Source organism: Salegentibacter sp. UBA1130 (assembly GCF_002311535.1).
GTDB lineage: Bacteria > Bacteroidota > Bacteroidia > Flavobacteriales > Flavobacteriaceae > Salegentibacter > Salegentibacter agarivorans.
Map to the genome: position 1 here is coordinate 32,047 of NZ_DCAP01000027.1, position 18,035 is coordinate 50,081.

Annotated in this window: 18 protein-coding genes; 12 read left to right on the plus strand and 6 right to left on the minus strand. The window is 37.6% G+C overall.

All coding sequences use genetic code 11. The features are described from left to right. Positions 1-43: 43 nt before the first annotated feature. The 9 genes from serS to B4F31_RS10325 all read left to right on the plus strand — a co-directional run bounded on the left by serS (position 44) and on the right by B4F31_RS10325 (position 8,552). Complete coding sequence (serS, locus tag B4F31_RS10285; RefSeq protein ID WP_075325541.1) at positions 44-1,315, plus strand: serine--tRNA ligase; 1,272 nt, start codon at positions 44-46, stop codon at positions 1,313-1,315. Positions 1,316-1,328: 13 nt separating this feature from the next. Beyond that, positions 1,329-3,152: a tetratricopeptide repeat protein gene (locus B4F31_RS10290; protein ID WP_349675926.1), complete on the plus strand. Its 1,824-nt coding sequence runs from the start codon at positions 1,329-1,331 to the stop codon at positions 3,150-3,152. 9 nt (positions 3,153-3,161) lie between these two features. Then, positions 3,162-3,470, plus strand: a complete 309-nt coding sequence (locus B4F31_RS10295) for a DUF4286 family protein (RefSeq protein WP_075325543.1) — start codon at positions 3,162-3,164, stop codon at positions 3,468-3,470. A 3-nt stretch (positions 3,471-3,473) separates the two neighbouring features. Further along, a complete protein-coding gene (rsmA, locus tag B4F31_RS10300; protein ID WP_075325544.1) occupies positions 3,474-4,304 on the plus strand; it encodes a 16S rRNA (adenine(1518)-N(6)/adenine(1519)-N(6))-dimethyltransferase RsmA in 831 nt (276 codons plus the stop codon). Next, positions 4,285-5,634: a magnesium transporter gene (mgtE, locus tag B4F31_RS10305; RefSeq protein WP_093306133.1), complete on the plus strand. Its 1,350-nt coding sequence runs from the start codon at positions 4,285-4,287 to the stop codon at positions 5,632-5,634. The genes rsmA and mgtE overlap by 20 nt, the downstream gene beginning before the upstream one ends. A gap of 354 nt (positions 5,635-5,988) precedes the next feature. Beyond that, complete coding sequence (locus B4F31_RS10310; RefSeq protein WP_286761268.1) at positions 5,989-6,969, plus strand: 2-hydroxyacid dehydrogenase; 981 nt, start codon at positions 5,989-5,991, stop codon at positions 6,967-6,969. A gap of 182 nt (positions 6,970-7,151) precedes the next feature. After that, positions 7,152-7,538 (plus strand): VOC family protein, encoded by a 387-nt coding sequence (locus tag B4F31_RS10315; protein ID WP_075325547.1) that lies wholly within the window; start codon positions 7,152-7,154, stop codon positions 7,536-7,538. Positions 7,539-7,639: 101 nt separating this feature from the next. Continuing rightward, positions 7,640-8,125: a DUF6428 family protein gene (locus B4F31_RS10320; protein WP_075325548.1), complete on the plus strand. Its 486-nt coding sequence runs from the start codon at positions 7,640-7,642 to the stop codon at positions 8,123-8,125. Positions 8,126-8,135: 10 nt separating this feature from the next. Beyond that, on the plus strand, positions 8,136-8,552 hold the full coding sequence (locus tag B4F31_RS10325; protein ID WP_075325549.1) for an arsenate reductase ArsC: 417 nt from the start codon (positions 8,136-8,138) through the stop codon (positions 8,550-8,552). A 123-nt stretch (positions 8,553-8,675) separates the two neighbouring features. Here the strand turns inward: B4F31_RS10325 and B4F31_RS10330 are convergent, their stop codons facing one another. The 5 genes from B4F31_RS10330 to B4F31_RS10350 form a co-directional block, all read right to left on the minus strand. Beyond that, the gene (locus tag B4F31_RS10330; RefSeq protein WP_286761269.1) at positions 8,676-9,326 is read right to left on the minus strand and encodes an SDR family oxidoreductase; all 651 of its coding nucleotides are present in this window, start codon (positions 9,324-9,326) and stop codon (positions 8,676-8,678) included. A gap of 88 nt (positions 9,327-9,414) precedes the next feature. Further along, positions 9,415-11,217, minus strand: coding sequence for a GNAT family N-acyltransferase (locus tag B4F31_RS10335; RefSeq protein ID WP_075325551.1), 1,803 nt, complete (start codon positions 11,215-11,217; stop codon positions 9,415-9,417). Between the two features lie 6 nt (positions 11,218-11,223). Then, the gene (locus B4F31_RS10340; protein ID WP_075325552.1) at positions 11,224-12,474 is read right to left on the minus strand and encodes an aspartate kinase; all 1,251 of its coding nucleotides are present in this window, start codon (positions 12,472-12,474) and stop codon (positions 11,224-11,226) included. 6 nt (positions 12,475-12,480) lie between these two features. Next, complete coding sequence (locus tag B4F31_RS10345) at positions 12,481-12,951, minus strand: GNAT family N-acetyltransferase (RefSeq protein ID WP_075325553.1); 471 nt, start codon at positions 12,949-12,951, stop codon at positions 12,481-12,483. 72 nt (positions 12,952-13,023) lie between these two features. Beyond that, complete coding sequence (locus B4F31_RS10350) at positions 13,024-13,506, minus strand: GNAT family N-acetyltransferase (protein WP_075325554.1); 483 nt, start codon at positions 13,504-13,506, stop codon at positions 13,024-13,026. A gap of 203 nt (positions 13,507-13,709) precedes the next feature. Here B4F31_RS10350 and fbp point away from each other — a divergent pair, with 203 nt between their 5' ends. Then, positions 13,710-14,717: a class 1 fructose-bisphosphatase gene (gene fbp, locus B4F31_RS10355; protein ID WP_075325555.1), complete on the plus strand. Its 1,008-nt coding sequence runs from the start codon at positions 13,710-13,712 to the stop codon at positions 14,715-14,717. A gap of 63 nt (positions 14,718-14,780) precedes the next feature. On the opposite strand, the gene B4F31_RS10360 is transcribed toward fbp, so the two are convergent. Next, positions 14,781-15,203: a hypothetical protein gene (locus B4F31_RS10360; protein WP_093306129.1), complete on the minus strand. Its 423-nt coding sequence runs from the start codon at positions 15,201-15,203 to the stop codon at positions 14,781-14,783. Between the two features lie 154 nt (positions 15,204-15,357). Here B4F31_RS10360 and B4F31_RS10365 point away from each other — a divergent pair, with 154 nt between their 5' ends. After that, a complete protein-coding gene (locus tag B4F31_RS10365) occupies positions 15,358-16,377 on the plus strand; it encodes a ligase-associated DNA damage response exonuclease (protein WP_075325556.1) in 1,020 nt (339 codons plus the stop codon). A gap of 49 nt (positions 16,378-16,426) precedes the next feature. Beyond that, a complete protein-coding gene (locus tag B4F31_RS10370) occupies positions 16,427-18,022 on the plus strand; it encodes an ATP-dependent DNA ligase (RefSeq protein ID WP_093306126.1) in 1,596 nt (531 codons plus the stop codon). The last annotated feature ends 13 nt before the right edge of the window (positions 18,023-18,035 follow it).

An 18,035-nucleotide genomic window follows, 5' to 3' on the forward strand; every position in this document is an offset into this window, starting at 1 on the left:
AGTTTTGTTACATTTGCAGCTTCAAATTAGGAAATAGAAAGCTATGTTACAGGTTAATAATATCAAGGAAAATAAAGAAGAATTTATTAAAGGACTCAAAAAACGAAATTTTGAGGCTGAAAGTATTCTTGAAGAAGTTTTACAGTTAGACGAAAAACGTCGTGCTACCCAGGTAAAACTCGATGATATTTTAGCTGAATCTAACCGGCTTTCCAAAGAAATTGGAATGATGTTCAAAAATGGCGAACATCAAAAAGCTAACCTAATTAAAGAGAAAACAGGGAATCTAAAAGAAGATTCTAAAGCGCTTTCTGAAGAACTTTCAGAAACAATCTTGAAACTTGAAACCTTACTCTATACTATTCCTAACGTACCACACGAATCTGTGCCCGCAGGAACTTCCGAAGATGATAACGAAGAGATTTTTAAGGAAGGTGATGTGCCGGTACTTGCAGAAGGTTCATTGCCACACTGGGAACTTGCCAAAAAATACGATATTATAGACTTTGAGCTGGGGAATAAAGTAACCGGCGCCGGATTTCCGGTTTATAAAGGAAAAGGAGCACGCTTACAGCGTGCTTTGATCACTTATTTTTTAGATAAAGCTATTGATGCCGGTTATACCGAATATCAATTGCCTTTAATGATTAACGAAGCGTCTGGTTTGGGAACAGGACAGTTGCCGGATAAAGAAGGGCAAATGTACCATGTCACGGCTGATGATCTTTATATGATTCCAACTGCCGAGGTGCCTATGACGAATATGTACCGCGACCGTTTGTTAACCGATAAAGATTTTCCAATTGCCTGTACCGGTTATACTCCTTGTTTTAGAAGGGAAGCTGGTTCGTATGGCGCCCACGTTCGCGGACTTAACCGATTACACCAATTTGATAAAGTGGAGCTGGTAAGAATTGAAAAACCTGAAGATTCTTATGCGGCTTTAGATAATATGGTGGAGCATATTAAAGATATTCTGGCCGATCTAAAATTACCTTACCGAATTTTAAGACTTTGCGGCGGTGATCTTGGTTTTACAGCAGCGTTAACTTACGATTTTGAAGTGTTTTCTACCGCACAAGATCGCTGGTTGGAGATTAGCTCTGTTTCAAATTTTGAGACTTTCCAGGCTAACCGACTTAAACTTCGCTATAAGAATAAAGAAGGTAAAAAAGAGTTGGTGCACACCTTAAACGGAAGTGCTTTAGCCTTGCCTCGTGTCCTGGCCGGAATTCTTGAAAATTACCAAACAGAAGATGGAATTAAAGTTCCCGATGTCCTGGTGCCGTATACTGGTTTCGATCTTATAGATTAAGCGCTTAAAAATATTGATTCACAGGGCAAATCCTTATCTTTACGGGATGCGCGCGGCCTTTGTTATATTATTTTTGTTTTGCTCTATTTCAGGTGCTAGCGCGCAGTCTGAGGTTTTGGCGCGTAATTTTTTTGATCAGGGAGAATTTGAAAAAGCCCTGAAAACCTATGAAAAATTAGTTGAGGAAAATCCGCAGAATACTTCTTATTTTTTCGGATTGGTAGAAAGCCATCAGCAATTGGAGAATTTCTCCCGGGCTGAAGAATTACTTCGAAATAAATTAAATAATTCGGCAAATAATCCAACGCTTTTAATAGAATTGGGGCATAATTATGAACTTCAGCAGAACACCGAAAGAGCGGAGCAATTCTATGCAGAAGCCTTAAGCGCGGTAGATGCTCGTCCTAATTACGCCTATTCCATAGCCAGAACTTTTCAGAAATACAGTTTGCTTGAAAATGCTGCAGCAACCTATGAAAAGGCAATGCAACTAAATAATGAGCTAAACTTTAATATGCAACTTGCAAGAATATATGGGGAGCAGGGTAAAACCGAACTTATGTTTGAGAATTACCTGGAACTTGTAGATGCAAATCCCGATTTTTTCCCGATCGCCAATCGAGAATTCGGTAAGTATATCTCAGCAGATGCTTCAAGTGAAGCCAATACAATTTTTAGAAGGTTGTTGCTCACTAAGCTGCAAAAAGATCCCAGCCTACTTTATAACGAAATGCTGAGCTGGCTTTTCACACAGGAAGAGGAATTTTTGAAGGCTTTTTCTCAGGAAAAAGCAATATACAGGCGTAGTGATAAAAGTTTACAAAGTATTTTAAATCTTGCGGTTATGGCTCGGGAAGCTTCAGGTTTTGAAGCCGCTAAAGAAATTGTTGAATACGTAATAGAAGAAGCACCTTCAGAAAATATCGTGTTACAGGGTAACCAGTTTTTATTAAAAATGCGGGTAGAAAATGAAAAAAAGGAAAATTATTCTGAAATAGAAAAGAGATATACTGAATTATTAGAACAATTTGGCACCGGACTAAACACGCTGAATTTACAACTTGATTTCACAAATTTCCTTGCCTTTAAGCAAAATAAAAAAGAAGAAGCTATCGCTTTATTGAAACAGGTTTCAGATAAGGCAAATCGCGATTTTGATAAAGCGATGATAAAAATTGCAATGGCCGATATTTTGGTGATTCAGGAGAAATTTAACGAAGCGCTTATCTATTATTCCCAGGTTCAAAATTTGGTAAAAAACGATCAAATCTCTCAAAACGCCCGATTTAAAGTGGCAAAAACCAGTTATTTTAAGGGGGATTTTAATTGGGCAAAACAGCAGTTGGATGTTTTGAAATCTTCTACGTCGCAACTTATTGCCAATGATGCAATGGAGCTTAGTTTGCTTATTGAAGACAATTCTATAGAAGATTCTACCCAAACCGCGCTTAAAAAATATGCCCGGGCTGATTTGCTCGCTTTTCAGGAGAAAAATTCTGAATCAATTGAACTTTTAAGTGAGATTTTAAACCTTCATAAAGGAGAAAAAATTGAAGATGAAGCTTTGCTAAAACAAGCTCAACTATTTGAAGAAACCGGCCAGCTGAGAAATGCTGAGAATAATTATCTCGCAATAATCAAAGGTTTTAATGCTGATGTTCTGGCCGATAACGCTCATTATTATTTAGCCGAATTATATGCAAATGAGTTGCAGAATCCTGAAAAAGCCAAAGAATATTACGAACAAATAATTTTTAATTTTGCCGATAGTATTTATTTTGTGGAAGCTCGCAAAAAATATCGTGCGTTAAGAGGAGATTACGAAGAAACCCCTTAAAAAATCAAGATGTATATATATAACGTAACTATAAATATTGAGGAAGCTATTCACGATGAATGGGTAAAATGGATGAAGGAAGAACATATTCCCGAAATGCTGGATACCGGAAAATTTAAAAAAGCTTTAATGACCCGCGTGATGGTAACTGAAGCTATGGGTGGCATTACGTATTCGGTGCAATACACCGCCGAAAGTAAAGCTGAACTTGATAAATATTATGAAGAAGATGCTGAAAGGTTAAGAGGAAAAAGTAAAGCTTTTGAAGGCAAGTTTGTTGCTTTTAGAACCGAAATGCAGGTAATTAGCGAGCAATAATTTATGGGAAAATATAAGAAAAGAGCCAGATCTTCACAATCTGAAGACGGTGAAGTACGGGCAAAAAAGCATCTTGGGCAGCATTTTTTAACCGATGAAAATGTTGCTGAGCAAATAGCCGAAACCCTTACCTATAAAGGTTACAATAAAGTGCTTGAAATTGGCCCCGGAATGGGCGTTCTCACCAAATATTTGTTAAAACAGGATGCTGAGGTTCACGTAATAGAAATTGATACCGAAAGTGTTGCTTACCTGCAGGAGCATTATCCGCAACTGGAAGATAGAATTCATCAATTCGATTTTTTGAAGTATGATGTAGCAACTGCTTTTCGGGACGAAGCTTTTGCGATTATTGGTAATTTCCCCTACAATATTTCAACCCAAATTGTTTTTAAAGTTTTAGAATTAAAACACCAAATTCCTGAGTTTTCTGGAATGTTTCAAAAGGAAGTCGCGAAGCGAATTTGCGAAAAAGAAGGCAATAAAACCTACGGAATTCTCTCGGTATTGGTTCAGGCTTTTTATGAAGCTGAATATTTATTTACCGTTCCGCCTTCAGTCTTTAACCCGTCACCCAAAGTAGAGAGTGGGGTTTTGCGTCTAACAAGAAAAGAAGATTTTAGCCTGCCCTGTAACGAGAAATTATTTTTTAGGGTAGTAAAAACAGCGTTTCAGCAGCGTAGAAAGACGATGCGCAATAGTTTAAAAACTTTCAATTTACCCGATAATTTAAGGGAAGATCCTATATTTGACAAACGTCCTGAGCAACTCGGTTATCAGGATTTTATAGATTTGACCCTTAAAATTGAGCCGTATGCAGTTTCAAATCAGTAGTGAGTTAATAGAAAAATTACAATTCCTCATAGAACAGCAGAATAACGAGGAATTGCTATTGCACCTTGAAGATGTGCACCACGCTGATATTGCTGAAATTTTAACTGAACTTTCTTTAGAAGAAGCTACTTATATTGTTAAGCTTCTGGACAGCCAGAAAACGGCCGAGGCATTAATGGAGCTGGAAGAAGGCGTGCGGGAACGTATTCTTGATACCCTTTCGGCAAAAGAAATTGCTGAAGAGCTTGAAGAAATGGATACCGATGATGCTGCCGATATCATTTCTGAACTTTCTCCCGAGCGTCAGCAAAATGTTATTGCCGAACTCGTAGACGAGGAACACGCTGATAATATTGTAGAACTGCTGCGTTACGATGAAGATTCTGCCGGCGGACTTATGGCTAAGGAACTTGTAAAAGTTAACGAAAACTGGAGTGTGACCGGTTGTATGACCGAGATGCGCGAACAGGCTGAAAATGTTACCAGGGTACATTCTATTTACGTTGTAGACGATAAAAATAAGCTTAAAGGCAGGCTTTCACTTAAAGATTTACTCACCGCACCAAGTCACGCGAATATCCAGGATGTTTATATTCCGCAGGTAGATTATGTAAATGTGCATACCGAAGGCGAAGAAGTGGCCCGGGTAATGCAGAAATATGACCTGGAAGCAATTCCCGTGGTAGATGAAATGGGTCGTTTAGTGGGAAGAATTACCATTGATGATATTGTAGATTTTATTAAAGAAGAAGCCGAAAAAGATTACCAAATGGCTTCCGGTATTTCAGAATCTGTAGAAGCCGACGATAGTTTATGGCGCCTTACCAGGGCTCGATTACCCTGGTTGGTTCTTGGACTTTTTGGAGGTTTGGGTAGTGTTTACATTATGAAAGGTTTTGAAGAAGCCCTGGAGCAATTTCCAATTTTATTCTTTTTCACTCCTTTAATTGCCGCGATGGCTGGAAATGTTGGTGTACAATCTAGCGCGATTATTGTTCAGGGACTTGCAAATGATAATTTACGGGGTAGCTTATTACAGCGTTTAATAAAGGAAGTAGGCCTTAGTTTAATAAATGGAGTTGCATTAGGAATCCTGGTTATTTTATTTGGGTTAATTGTTGGGCAGGACCAATTGGTGAGCATTACCATAGCTGCATCTTTACTTTCGGTAATTATTGTGGCCGCACTGGTGGGAACTTTTGTACCCATTATTTTAAATAAACAAGGTATTGATCCCGCGATTGCTACCGGTCCTTTTATCACAACCAGCAATGATATCTTCGGAATTTTTCTCTTCTTCTATATTTCTAAATTAGTACTTGGTTTTTAACTAACAGGCTTCAGGCTTTAAGTTTTAAAAATCATTCTTTAACTTTGGTTTTTCGTAATGAAAGTTCCCTTGAATAAATCTGGGGAATTAATTTGAAAACTAAATTAGGTTGTTTGAATTGTCATCCTGAACTTGTTTCAGGATCTAGCATGTTAGAAGCTGAAACAAGTTCAGCCTGATGTAAAATTTTCACACAGCCTCATAAAACCTCACTTAGTGAGTAAACAAATGAAACCGCCTTCATTTCAAAATCCATTTTTTCTAACTTAATTTTATTTATAATGCGGATAAGCCAGTTTTGAGCTTAATCCCGGCGGGCGTTATATATAAAAATTAAAAACTCAATTTAGAGCAATGATTATCTTACATTCAGATACCAATCATCCAACTTTAATCAAACAATTACAAGATGCCGGGCATCAAAATATTGAAGGCTTTACCCAATCTCGGGAAGAAACGCTGGAAAATCAACATCTCTACGATGGGATCGTTATTAGAAGTCGATACACTATAGACAAAGAATTTATTGACGCCGCACCAAATTTAAAATTTATCGCAAGGGTAGGCGCCGGGCTGGAAAATATTGATGTAGAATATGCTGAAGCACACGGAATCACTTTATTTTCTGCACCTGAAGGAAACCGAAACGCTGTAGGCGAACACACTTTAGGAATGCTTCTTTCGCTTTTTAATAGGTTAAATAAGGCTGATAGGGAAGTACGCGATGGTCTCTGGCACCGTGAAGAAAACCGTGGCTTGGAATTAGACGGAAAAACTGTGGGAATAGTAGGCTACGGAAATATGGGAAAGGCTTTTGCTAAAAAATTACGCGGATTTGAAGTTGAGGTAATCTGTTACGATATTAAAGAGGGTGTAGGCGATGAAAATGTCCGTCAGGTCTCTTTAGAAGAATTTAGGGAGAAATGTGATGTAGTAAGTTTGCATACGCCCTGGACGCCCGAGACTGACCAAATGGTAAATAAAGAATTTATTGATGCTTATAAAAAACCATTCTGGTTTATAAATACTGCCCGCGGAAAAAATGTAGTTACGGCAGATCTTGTAGATGCTTTAAAAGACGGCCGTGTACTTGGTGCAGGGCTTGATGTTCTGGAATACGAAAAAGCGTCATTTGAAAGTCTTTTTTCTAATAAAAAGAACGTTTCGTTAAGTATAGAAAATCAAATTCCAGATGCTATGCGTGAACTTATGTTTTTGAATAACGTGATTTTGAGCCCCCACGTTGCCGGTTGGACCTTAGAATCTCACAAGCGCCTGGCCAGTGTAATCGCCGGTAAGATCATAGATAAATTCGGAAGAGGAGAAGAAAAGTAATTTTTTCTAAATATTTAGAATAAACCTCACAGGACTCCGAGACCTGTGGGATTCTTTATGATTTTTCGTCATTGCTAGGAAGTGATAGCAGACGCGGCAATCTGTAACTTGTTTTAGTAATTGATCGTAGTGCAATTATTTCTACCGAATTATCGTATTTTCAGGAAAATTAATTCAGAAAAATGGATAAAAGGGTTACAGGAATTGGTGGAGTTTTCTTTAAAACCAAAGATCCGAATGCGGTAAAAGAATGGTACAGCAAGCACCTTGGTTTAAATACAGACCAATGGGGTTGCACATTTTGGTGGCTGGACGAAAACGGAAACAAATGTTCTACTCAATGGAGTCCGTTTAAAGAAAATACCAATCATTTTAAACCTTCAGAAAAAGATTTTATGATGAATTACCGCGTGGAAAACCTTGAAGAATTGCTGGAAACTTTAAAAGCCGAAGGTGTAGAAGTTATGGATGAAATTCAAAAAGTAGAAGAAGGGAAATTCGGCTGGATTATGGATTTGGAAGGAAATAAAATAGAGCTTTGGGAACCTAACGATAAAGCTTTTCTCTAAGCTAAAACATTCTTTTTTAAGTATAAACAGAAATAATATTTGATTCTTCTTTTTTCTAATTCTTATTAATCGTAATATTGCGATATACAAATATTAAAATTATGAAAACATCAGAACTATTCGATTTGTTGAGACAACATCAGGAAAAACCCCTGTTGTTTGAGTACGCACCCAACTTATTGGTTGGAGCAAATTATCATATTACCGAAGTAAAACACCTAAAGATAGACTCGGTAGACTGTGGCGCGGGAACCGATGCCTGGAACGAAACTATTATTCAGTTATGGGAAAGTCCGGAAGAAATTGGAAAAACCGAATTTATGCAAGTTTCCAAAGCTTTATCTATTTTAGATAAAGTTGGCCAAATGAAAGCGTACGATATAGACGCTGAGGTAAAGTTTGAATACAGCAATGCAAATTTTCACACCGCTCAATTATTCGTAACCGGCTTTAGTATTAAAAATGGAAATTTATTAATGAAATTAGACGTAAATCCAACCGATTGCAAGGCGAAAGAAACCTGCGGTGTTGCAGAGCCGGCAATGGAAAGTGCTAACGCATGTGCACCCGGTGGTGGTTGCTGCTAAAAAACCTAATATGAAGAACGTACTCGTACTTTGTACCGGAAATTCTTGTAGAAGCCAGATGGCGCATGGATATTTAAAGCATTTTGCCAAAGAGAGGGCTACAATTTACAGCGCAGGAATTGAAACCCATGGGTTAAATCAACAAGCTGTAGCCATTATGAAGCAGGATGGAATAGATATTTCTAGCCATACCAGCAACCACGTAGATGAATATGCTGCTATAGATTTTGATTTTATCATTACCGTTTGCGATCACGCGAACGAGAATTGCCCGTTTATTCCTTCGGAAAATGCAGTGAGATTACATCAGAATTTTAAAGATCCTTCAAAAGTAGAAGGTTCTGAAGAAGAAGTTCAGAAGACTTTTAAAACCACCAGGAATGAAATTAAAGCCTGGTGTGAAAAATTTGTGAATGATAATCTATAAAACAAAAAATGCTGTTTGTAATTTAAACGTCATCCTGAACTTGTTTCAGAGCCTGCCCCGGTTTTGGATCGGGGATCTAATATTTGAAATTATCAAACAGCATTTTATAATTTGATCTCTTTATTAATTATTCTGGCTCAATTCAATAAGAGCAGATTTAATAGATTCTTCTCCTTCCAGCGCCTCGAATGCCATATTTTTTCCTAAAGGATCGGCAAGGCACATCACCAGTAAAAAGGCAACATCATCACGTGAAATTTCTCCACGTTCATTCAGTTTTAAGTCTAATTTTACCTTGGCAAGCCCCATATCATCAGTCAAAGCACCTGGTCTAACGATAGTATAAACAATTCCGCTATCTACTAAATAATCATCGGCTTCTTTTTTGGCTCTCAGGTAATGTTCAAGGTCTCCACCTTCTTCCGGCTTATCGGTTCCCATCGCGCTAAGCATGATGAATTTTTTTACGTTGAATTTCTTAGCAGCATCAACCATTTTTTTAGCACCGTCCTGGTCTACCGCCGTGGTTTTGTCAGGGCCGGTGCTACCACCAGAACCTGCTGCAAAAATTACCCGGTCAATTCCTTTAAAAGCGTGTTCTATATCACCTTCAAGGTCTGCCATCACGCTTTCAACATCCATATCGTCAAAGATTTGCTTCTGTTCCTCTTTACGAATCATTGCGATTGGCTTAAAATTTTCGGTATTATTTAAAATTTCAATAACCCTTTTTCCTGTTTGTCCGGTAGAACCGGCTATCAATATCTTTTCCATTTTTTCTTTAAATTTTAATCAGTTTGAAGATAAGGATGAATTAAAAACCTTCATAATGAATGCTTCAGAATAACATGAAATTAACAGCTTAATGTATTGAATTAAATTTTTCTTCCAGTTCTTTCTGAAACTCTTCCATCACCGGCTTTACGGTGCTTTCAGGTAAATCTTCAATTTTTATATACATTAATCCATCTACCGCATTATTAAAAAGTGGGTCTACATTAAAGGCTACTACTTTTGCATTCTGTTTAATGTATTTTTTAATTAAAACCGGTAAACGCATATTTTCTGGCTCAATTTCATCAATAATTTTATCGAATTTATTGAGATCGGCATCGCTGGCGTCAAAAACAAGATCTTTATCGGCGTCTTTTAGTTTTACTTTAAACTCTTTTTTCGGTTTAATATATTGCGCCACATTTGGATCGAAATAATGAGATTTCATAAACTCGATCATTAAAGATTTAGAGAAATTTGAGAATTTATTACTAATGCTCACGCCACCAATAAGGTATTTATGCTCGGGAAAACGTAGGGTACAATGTACAATCCCTTTCCAAAGTAAAAAGAGCGGCATTGGTTTTTGCTGATATTCTTTAATGATAAATGCGCGACCCATTTCTATAGACTGGCTCATCATTTTATGCAATTCTGGCTCAAACCTAAATAATTCCTGTAGGTAAAACCCATCAATCCCGTGCCGGGCATAAATTTCATTTCCCATACCCATACGGTAAGCACCGGCTACCTTTTTGGCTTCATTATCCCATAAAAACAAGTGGTAATAATATTCGTCAAATTTATCAAGGTCGGTAGCATTGTTGGTGCCTTCACCAATTGCCCTAAAAGTTATTTCCCGTAACCTTCCAAGCTCGGCTACGATATGCGGAATCACCTCTTTTTTTGCAAGGAAAACTTCGTAATTCTTACTGGAGAGTAACCGCTTGTCCATTTGGCGGCAGTTTTCTACCTCTATTTCCATAAGTGCCTGCGCCGTTTCTGCTGCAATTTTTTTGGGAGATTTTGGAAGTTTTAGGTGTTTGGGTATTTTCTCAAAAAGTTTTTTCTTTTCAAAAACGTTGGCCAGCATATAGGTTTTCCGACGTAAAAATGCAGTGAAAGCTTCTAAATTTGAATGTTCTAATTGGTCTTCTACCAAAATGGGATTACCAATTCTCACCTTAATTTTTCTTCTTTTTTGGGTAAGCATTTCGCTGGGAAGTTTGGCGGTACGCAAAATATCGCTCATAGAAGCCAACTTATAGAAAAAAGTGGAATTTTTAGCGTGGAAATAAATAGGGACAACCGGAACTTTTGCCTTTTGAATAAGTTTCATTGCAGCAGGTTCCCAGGGCTTGTCTACAATAAGTTTCTCGTCTTTATAGGTAGAAACTTCGCCTGCCGGAAACATACCCAGGGCGTGGCCTTCTTTTAAATGAGAAATCGCTTCTTTAATTCCGCCTAAACTAGACTTTGCATCCTTATGGTCTTCAAAAGGATTCACCGGCATAATATAAGGCCGTAACGGGTCTAAACGATGCAAAAGAAAATTAGCAATTACCTTATAATCGGGGCGCTGGTGTAGTAATAATTTCATTAAAATCATTCCATCAATTCCGCCAAGAGGATGATTAGAAATGGTAATAAATGCACCAGATTTGGGAATTCTTTTTAAATCTTTCTCGGGAATTTCAAAATCTATTTCAAAACCTTCTAAAATTGAATCAATAAAATCAATTCCATTTAAGTTTTTTCTTTTCTGGTATTCTTTATTTAACCTGGAAAGTTTAGTAGTTCGAAGAATTAACCAACCTATTGAGGTTCCAAACAGACCTAGTTTTTGGAGGTTCATTACTTTGGCAACTTCCCTGGCACTTACAATTCCCATATAAATTTAGTTTCGGGTTACAATTTGAAGCGTGTTATGGGTAAGCTGTTTTAGCAGTATTTCTTTATCTTTTTCAAGGCTTTTAATCGCTTCATCGTTAAAATGCCGAATGGTAAAAAGGGAAACTCCTGGCACAAAACTCACTTTAAACCTGGCTTTTAAATGCTGAATTAATTTTTCTAACAGGTTAAATTTATTGTCTACACAAACCGAAAAACTAATCGCAGAATTTTGAATTAAATCTACCTTCATTTGATATTGATGAAAAAGCCTGAAAACCTCACTGATATTTTCTTCTACCATAAAGGAAAAATCCAGTGTGGAAAGTGAAATTAAAACCAGGTCTTTTTTAACGATAAAACAAGGAATTTCAGGAAAAATAAGTTGCCCTTTTCCAACTTTGGTACCTTCGCTTTCGGGATTTAAAAAGGGTTTTACAAAAAGCGGAATTTCTTTTTGTTGAAGTGGTTGTAAAGTTTTTGGGTGAATTACCGACGCTCCATAAAATGCTAATTCAATAGCTTCTTCATAAGAAATTTGCTGAAGTAACTCCGGGTTTTGAAATTCTCGAGGATCGGCATTTAAAACTCCGGGAACATCCTTCCAAATAGTTACATTTTCAGCATTTAAGCAATAAGCGAAAATTGCCGCGGTATAATCACTACCTTCTCTACCAAGCGTGGTGGTAAAGTTATTGGGATCTGAACCAATAAAGCCCTGCGTAATATTTACCTGGCTTATATTTAGATTGGTTTGAATTGCTTCGTGGGTATCTTCCCAATTTACACCGGCATCCCGGTAAACACTATCGGTTTTAACAAGATGCCTCGCATCAAGCCAGTTATTTGCTATGTTTTGGGAATTGAGATATTCACTAACTATGGTAGTAGAAACCAACTCACCATAGCATATTACCTGGTCGTAAACAAAGTCGTACTGCTCAGACTTATTATGCTGAAGAAAATTTCTAAGTTCAGTAAAAAGTGTATTTATTTTATTGAAAACCGGGGATTTAATTTCCGCAAAAAGTTCGTTTATTATCTCAAAATGTGCATCTTCAACCGCTTGTAGGCTTTCGGGAATTTGCTTTTCAAAAAGATAATCTTTAATAACAATTTCCAGCGCATTGGTGGTTTTTCCCATCGCCGAAATCACGATCACTTTAGGGCCGTTACCGGTTTTCTCTAATACATTTTGAACATTTTTTACTCCTGCCGCATCTTTTACCGATGCGCCTCCAAACTTAAAAACCTTCATAAAAATTTAATCGATGTTTTTCTGAATTCCGGTTTCATCCATATGCACGGTGTACCAGTTTTTCTTGATGTCTGCTCCCGTATTTTCATAGAATTCCTGGGCATTTTTGTTCCCTTCAGAAACTACCCACTCTACTCTTTTAACGCTATTTTCGTGGCCATATTTTACGACTCTTTTATAAAGAGCACCGCCAAGACCTGTGCCCCGCATACTTTCTCTAACAATTAGATCTTCCAGGTGAACGGTACGGCCTTTCCAGGTAGAAAACCTAAAATAAACCAGCGCCATCCCTTCAATTTTACCTTTTACATCTGCGACAAAACATTTAAAATTGGCTTCATCAAAACCCTCATGTTCCAAATCACTTACGTGAATTTGAACCTCATCTGCTGCACCCTCGTAAGAAGCAAGTTCTTTAATAAGTTCCAAAACCGCGGGCATATCTTCCCGCTTAGCTTCGCGTATAACGTATTCCATAAGTTTGGTATTTCTACAAAAGTAGGAATAGATTTTAATAAAAAGGGCTAATTATATAGGCTTAGCGTATTATTAACGTGTTTTCTCGAGAAATTTGTCCATTGCTTGCTCTTCCATTTGCACAGTACACCAATGGGTAAAAACAGTGGCACCACTACGGCTGTAAAAATCACGTGCGTGGGTATTCCAGTCTAAAACCACCCATTCGGTACGTTTTACACCTTCTTCTTTCGCAAATTGAATCACACGTTTATAAAGGGCATTTCCTAAACCTTTGCCTCTCATATTCTCTCTTACTACCAGATCCTCGAGGTGTACGGTTTTTCCTTTCCAGGTAGAATATCTAAAATAGCATAATGCCATTCCTTCAATCTTTCCTGCAGCTTCGGCTACAAAACAGGTAAACGACGGATTTTCTCCAAAACCATCTGTTTTCAGGTCTTCCGCAGTAATAATTACTGCCTCGGGCTCTTTTTCGAATTCAGCCAGTTCCTGTATAAGTTCTATAACCGCTGACATATCTTCTGGCCTTGCTTTTCTAATTGTAAATTCCATTTTTTAATTTGTTTTCGTTACAAAAGTAAAGATTGAAATTTCAAATTAGGGATTTCATAAAATATCCGCTGAAAAAATTAGTAAGTAAAGTCTGAAAATAGGTTGTATTAAAATTTCGTAAAATTCAATATAATTTTTACGAAAACGTTTTAGTAACTAAATAAAATGAATAATTTTGACGCAACTAACGATATTAGTACATAATGGTTAAGAAAAATCAGACTTTAGGCGAATTTATAATAGAAAATCAGGAAGCATTTCCTTATTCTTCGGGTGAACTTTCCCGCTTAATTAGGTCCTTACGCCTGGCGGCTAAAGTGGTAAATCACGAAGTGAATAAAGCAGGCTTAGTAGATATTTTAGGCTTGCATGGAGATACCAACATCCAGGGAGAAGATCAGCAAAAACTAGATGTTTATGCAAATGAGACTTTTATTCAAACCCTGATAAATCGTGAAATTGTCTGTGGAATTGCTTCCGAAGAAAACGACGATTTTATAACTATTTCAGGTAAAAATAACGATAATAGAAATAAATATGTGGTGCTTATGGATCCGCTAGACGGAAGCTCCAATATTGATGTAAATGTATCTGTTGGAACTATTTTTTCTATTTATCGTCGTGTGACTCCAATCGGAACCCCAGTTACAAAAGAAGATTTTTTACAACCCGGCAATAAACAGGTGGCTGCCGGTTATATTATTTATGGGACTTCTACGATGCTGGTTTATACCACGGGCTGCGGAGTGAATGGGTTCACCCTCAATCCCGCGCTGGGATCTTGGTATTTATCACATCCCGATATGAAATTTCCGGAAGACGGGAAGATTTACTCTATGAATGAGGGTAATTATGTGCATTTTCCCGATGGTGTAAAGAAATACATAAAGTACTGCCAAGAAGAAAAAGAAGACCGTCCCTATACATCAAGGTATATTGGTTCTATGGTTTCAGATATTCATCGGAATATGATTAAAGGCGGAATTTTTATTTATCCTAAAAGTTCTAAAGCCAGCAACGGAAAACTGAGATTATTATATGAATGTAATCCTATGGCCTTTATCGTGGAACAGGCGGGAGGTAAGGCCACCGATGGTTTTAGTCGAATTATGGATATTCAACCTACAGAATTACACCAACGTGCGCCATTTTTCTGCGGAAGTAAAAATATGGTAGAGAAAGCTGAAGAATTTATGCAGACATATGGATAGAGATAATGGCCTAATAGAAAAGTGATATAATTTTCAGTTAGGCCATTATTCAATATTTTAATCTTATTTATCCAGTAAATACTGGTAATCTTCAAAATTAAGTTGACCGCTAAAAATCTGGATAGATCTTTTTATAATTTTTTCTGCATTTTCACTTGAAAAACCAAGACCTATAGCATAACGTTTAATGAGGGTTTCTTCTTCATTATCTATTTCGTTATCGGCAAAAATAATCTTAAAGAGGTCGTGCAACCGCTCTAAACGTTTTTCGGCACTATTATAAGAGTTAATAGGGAATTCAGCCGGGCGTTTAATCACCATTTTATATTCCTGTTCGCTTATATCTAGTTTACGGGCAAAACGCTCTAAAAGAACACGTTCCTTTTCATTGATTTTTCCATCTACACTCGCCAGGTTTACAATAGATGCAAAATGGTTAATGTTGCGAAGATGTTCCCCCGAATCAAATAAATCTGAAAATGACATTTTTAATATTTTGGTACTGCAAATATACTTAAAGCTTAAAATAAAATTCATCAAAAAACTTTTAAAAGTTTAGGATTTCATCAATCGCTAATCTTTTCTTAATCCCTTTTTTAAGCCTTTCATTTTCGGTAATTTCATTTTAAGTACTCAAAAAATGAAACCACCATTACTGGCTTTTAATAAAAAAGGAATTTACTGCGAAGCTGCAGATGTGTATCTGGACCCTTGGAAACCGGTAGACAAAGCTATTATTTCCCATGGCCACGCCGATCATTCTCGGTGGGGGCATAAAAAATATATTACGCATCACAGCAATGTTCCTATTATAAAGCATCGCCTGGGTGAAATTGAAGTTTCCGGGAAAGAATGGAATGAAACTTTTAGCATTAATGGCGTAAAATTTTCCCTTCATCCCGCCGGGCATATTATTGGTTCTTCGCAAATTAGGGTAGAATATAAAGGCGAAGTTTGGGTTTTTACCGGCGATTATAAAGATGAAGACGATGGTGTAGCGGTGCCTTATGAACCGGTAAAATGCCACACATTTATCACCGAATGTACTTTTGGTTTGCCTGCTTTTAAATGGCAGCCGCAAGCGGAAGTTTTTACCGAAATTAATAAATGGTGGCAGCAAAATAAGGAAGACGGTAGAACCTCTGTGATCTTTGGATATTCCCTCGGAAAAGCACAGCGTTTACTGAAACATCTTGACACTTCTATCGGTAAAATTTACACTCATGGCGCTATAGAAAATATGACAGAGGTAATTCGCCCTTTATCTGAAATGCCCGAAACTACGAGGGTTACCCGTGATACCAAAAAGAATGAATTTAAAGGAAGTATCGTGGTGGCTCCTCCAAGTGCCCACGGCAGTCCCTGGATTAAGAAAATGGTGCCTTATGTTACAGCTTCTGCAAGTGGCTGGATGACATTTCGCGGAGCCCGAAGAAGACGTGCTATAGATCGTGGTTTTGTTTTGTCTGATCATTGCGATTGGCAGGGACTTTTGAAATCTATAAAAGCTACCGGGGCCGAAAAAGTTATCTGTACTCACGGTTATACCGATATTTTCTCCCGCTATTTAAGAGAATTAGGCTATGATGCCCGAACTGAAGAAACACAATATGAAGGGGAAATGGGAGAGGAAGAATCGAAAAAAGAAATCGAAAACTAAATGCTTTGTCACTTCGAAAGCGGTCGAGAAGTAAATAAACTAAACAAAAATGAAGGACTTTGCAGAGCTTATAAAAACCCTGGACAGCACCAACAAAACCACTTTAAAAGTTGAGGCCTTAACGCATTATTTTAAAAATGCCGAAGAAAAAGACAAGGTTTGGACCATCGCTATTTTATCACATCGCCGCCCGCCAAGACCTGTAAACACCACTTTAATGCGTCAATGGGCATCAGAACTTGCCAATATTCCCTTGTGGTTATTTGAAGAATCCTATCACATTGTAGGCGATCTGGCCGAAACAATCGCGCTGGTGATTCCATCGGCAGAAGAATCTTCAGAAAAAAGTCTGAATCAATTTCTTCAGGAAATACTGGAATTAAAACCTAAAACCGAAGCAGAGAAAAGGAACTATTTACATAAAAACTGGCTTGCACTTAATTATTACGAACGCTTTGTTTTCACTAAACTTATCACCGGAAGTTTTCGAATAGGAGTAAGTCAAAAATTAATGACACGTTCACTTTCAAAGGCAACTGATATCGACGAAGATATTCTTGCCTATAAGATGATGGGTAACTGGAAACCTGAAAAAACCACTTTTAAAAAACTGATTTTAGAAGAAAACGAAGAAGATTATTTATCAAAACCTTACCCGTTTTACCTGGCCTACGCAATAGATGGAGAAGTTGAAGACTTGGGAGATGTAGCCAATTGGAGTGCAGAGCATAAATGGGATGGCATCCGATCCCAGGTGATTGTTAGAAATGACGAACTTTTTGTTTGGAGCCGTGGGGAAGAGCTGGTCACCGATAAATATCCTGAATTTGAAGATTTCGTAGGTAAAGTTCCTAATGGAACGGTAATAGACGGCGAAATATTACCTTTTCCAGATGGCAAAATTGGGACCTTTAAAGATCTGCAAACCCGAATTGGAAGGAAAAATATCAGTAAAAAATTACTGGAAAAAACTCCCGTAATTTTAAAGGCTTACGATGTTTTGGAATGGAAAGGAGAAGATATAAGAACCGAGCCGTTTATAGAAAGGAGAAAAATTCTGGAGAAGCTTTATGCTGAAGTTGCTGCTGAGGAAATTCCCTTGCATTTATCTGAACGAATTTCTTTTAAAAACTGGGTTGAAGTAGCCGAAGAAAGAGAGCGTGCGCGAGAAGAAAAATCGGAAGGATTAATGCTAAAAAGATTGGATTCGCCATATTTAGTAGGAAGAAAAAAAGGCGACTGGTGGAAGTGGAAAGTAGATCCGCTTACAGTAGATGCAGTGCTCACTTATGCCATGCGTGGTCACGGTAGACGAAGCAATTTATTTACAGATTATACTTTCGGGTTGTGGGACGATGATAAAAAGGAACTGGTGACTTTTGCCAAAGCCTATTCCGGTTTAACCGATGCCGAATTTAGAAAACTGGATAATTGGATCAAGAAAAACACTTTAGAGAGGTTTGGCCCAGTTAGAAGCGTAACTCCACACCATGTTTTTGAAATCGCTTTTGAAGGAATTGCAGAATCCAAACGCCATAAAAGTGGAGTAGCAACCCGTTTCCCAAGAATGGTACGCTGGCGAACCGATAAAAATATACACGAAGCAAATACGCTGGGTGAGTTGCGGGATTTAATACCGGACTAATACGGAAGGATTA

What these genes read in the sequence shown, in the direction of transcription:
- serS (WP_075325541.1), top strand. Translation starts at nt 44, where the DNA reads ATGTTACAGGTTAATAATATCAAGGAAAATAAAGAAGAATTTATTAAA.
- B4F31_RS10295 (WP_075325543.1), top strand. Translation starts at nt 3,162, where the DNA reads ATGTATATATATAACGTAACTATAAATATTGAGGAAGCTATTCACGAT.
- rsmA (WP_075325544.1), top strand. Translation starts at nt 3,474, where the DNA reads ATGGGAAAATATAAGAAAAGAGCCAGATCTTCACAATCTGAAGACGGT.
- mgtE (WP_093306133.1), top strand. Translation starts at nt 4,285, where the DNA reads ATGCAGTTTCAAATCAGTAGTGAGTTAATAGAAAAATTACAATTCCTC.
- B4F31_RS10310 (WP_286761268.1), top strand. Translation starts at nt 5,989, where the DNA reads ATGATTATCTTACATTCAGATACCAATCATCCAACTTTAATCAAACAA.
- B4F31_RS10315 (WP_075325547.1), top strand. Translation starts at nt 7,152, where the DNA reads ATGGATAAAAGGGTTACAGGAATTGGTGGAGTTTTCTTTAAAACCAAA.
- B4F31_RS10320 (WP_075325548.1), top strand. Translation starts at nt 7,640, where the DNA reads ATGAAAACATCAGAACTATTCGATTTGTTGAGACAACATCAGGAAAAA.
- B4F31_RS10325 (WP_075325549.1), top strand. Translation starts at nt 8,136, where the DNA reads ATGAAGAACGTACTCGTACTTTGTACCGGAAATTCTTGTAGAAGCCAG.
- B4F31_RS10330 (WP_286761269.1), bottom strand. Translation starts at nt 9,326, where the DNA reads ATGGAAAAGATATTGATAGCCGGTTCTACCGGACAAACAGGAAAAAGG.
- B4F31_RS10335 (WP_075325551.1), bottom strand. Translation starts at nt 11,217, where the DNA reads ATGGGAATTGTAAGTGCCAGGGAAGTTGCCAAAGTAATGAACCTCCAA.
- B4F31_RS10340 (WP_075325552.1), bottom strand. Translation starts at nt 12,474, where the DNA reads ATGAAGGTTTTTAAGTTTGGAGGCGCATCGGTAAAAGATGCGGCAGGA.
- B4F31_RS10345 (WP_075325553.1), bottom strand. Translation starts at nt 12,951, where the DNA reads ATGGAATACGTTATACGCGAAGCTAAGCGGGAAGATATGCCCGCGGTT.
- B4F31_RS10350 (WP_075325554.1), bottom strand. Translation starts at nt 13,506, where the DNA reads ATGGAATTTACAATTAGAAAAGCAAGGCCAGAAGATATGTCAGCGGTT.
- fbp (WP_075325555.1), top strand. Translation starts at nt 13,710, where the DNA reads ATGGTTAAGAAAAATCAGACTTTAGGCGAATTTATAATAGAAAATCAG.
- B4F31_RS10360 (WP_093306129.1), bottom strand. Translation starts at nt 15,203, where the DNA reads ATGTCATTTTCAGATTTATTTGATTCGGGGGAACATCTTCGCAACATT.
- B4F31_RS10365 (WP_075325556.1), top strand. Translation starts at nt 15,358, where the DNA reads ATGAAACCACCATTACTGGCTTTTAATAAAAAAGGAATTTACTGCGAA.
- B4F31_RS10370 (WP_093306126.1), top strand. Translation starts at nt 16,427, where the DNA reads ATGAAGGACTTTGCAGAGCTTATAAAAACCCTGGACAGCACCAACAAA.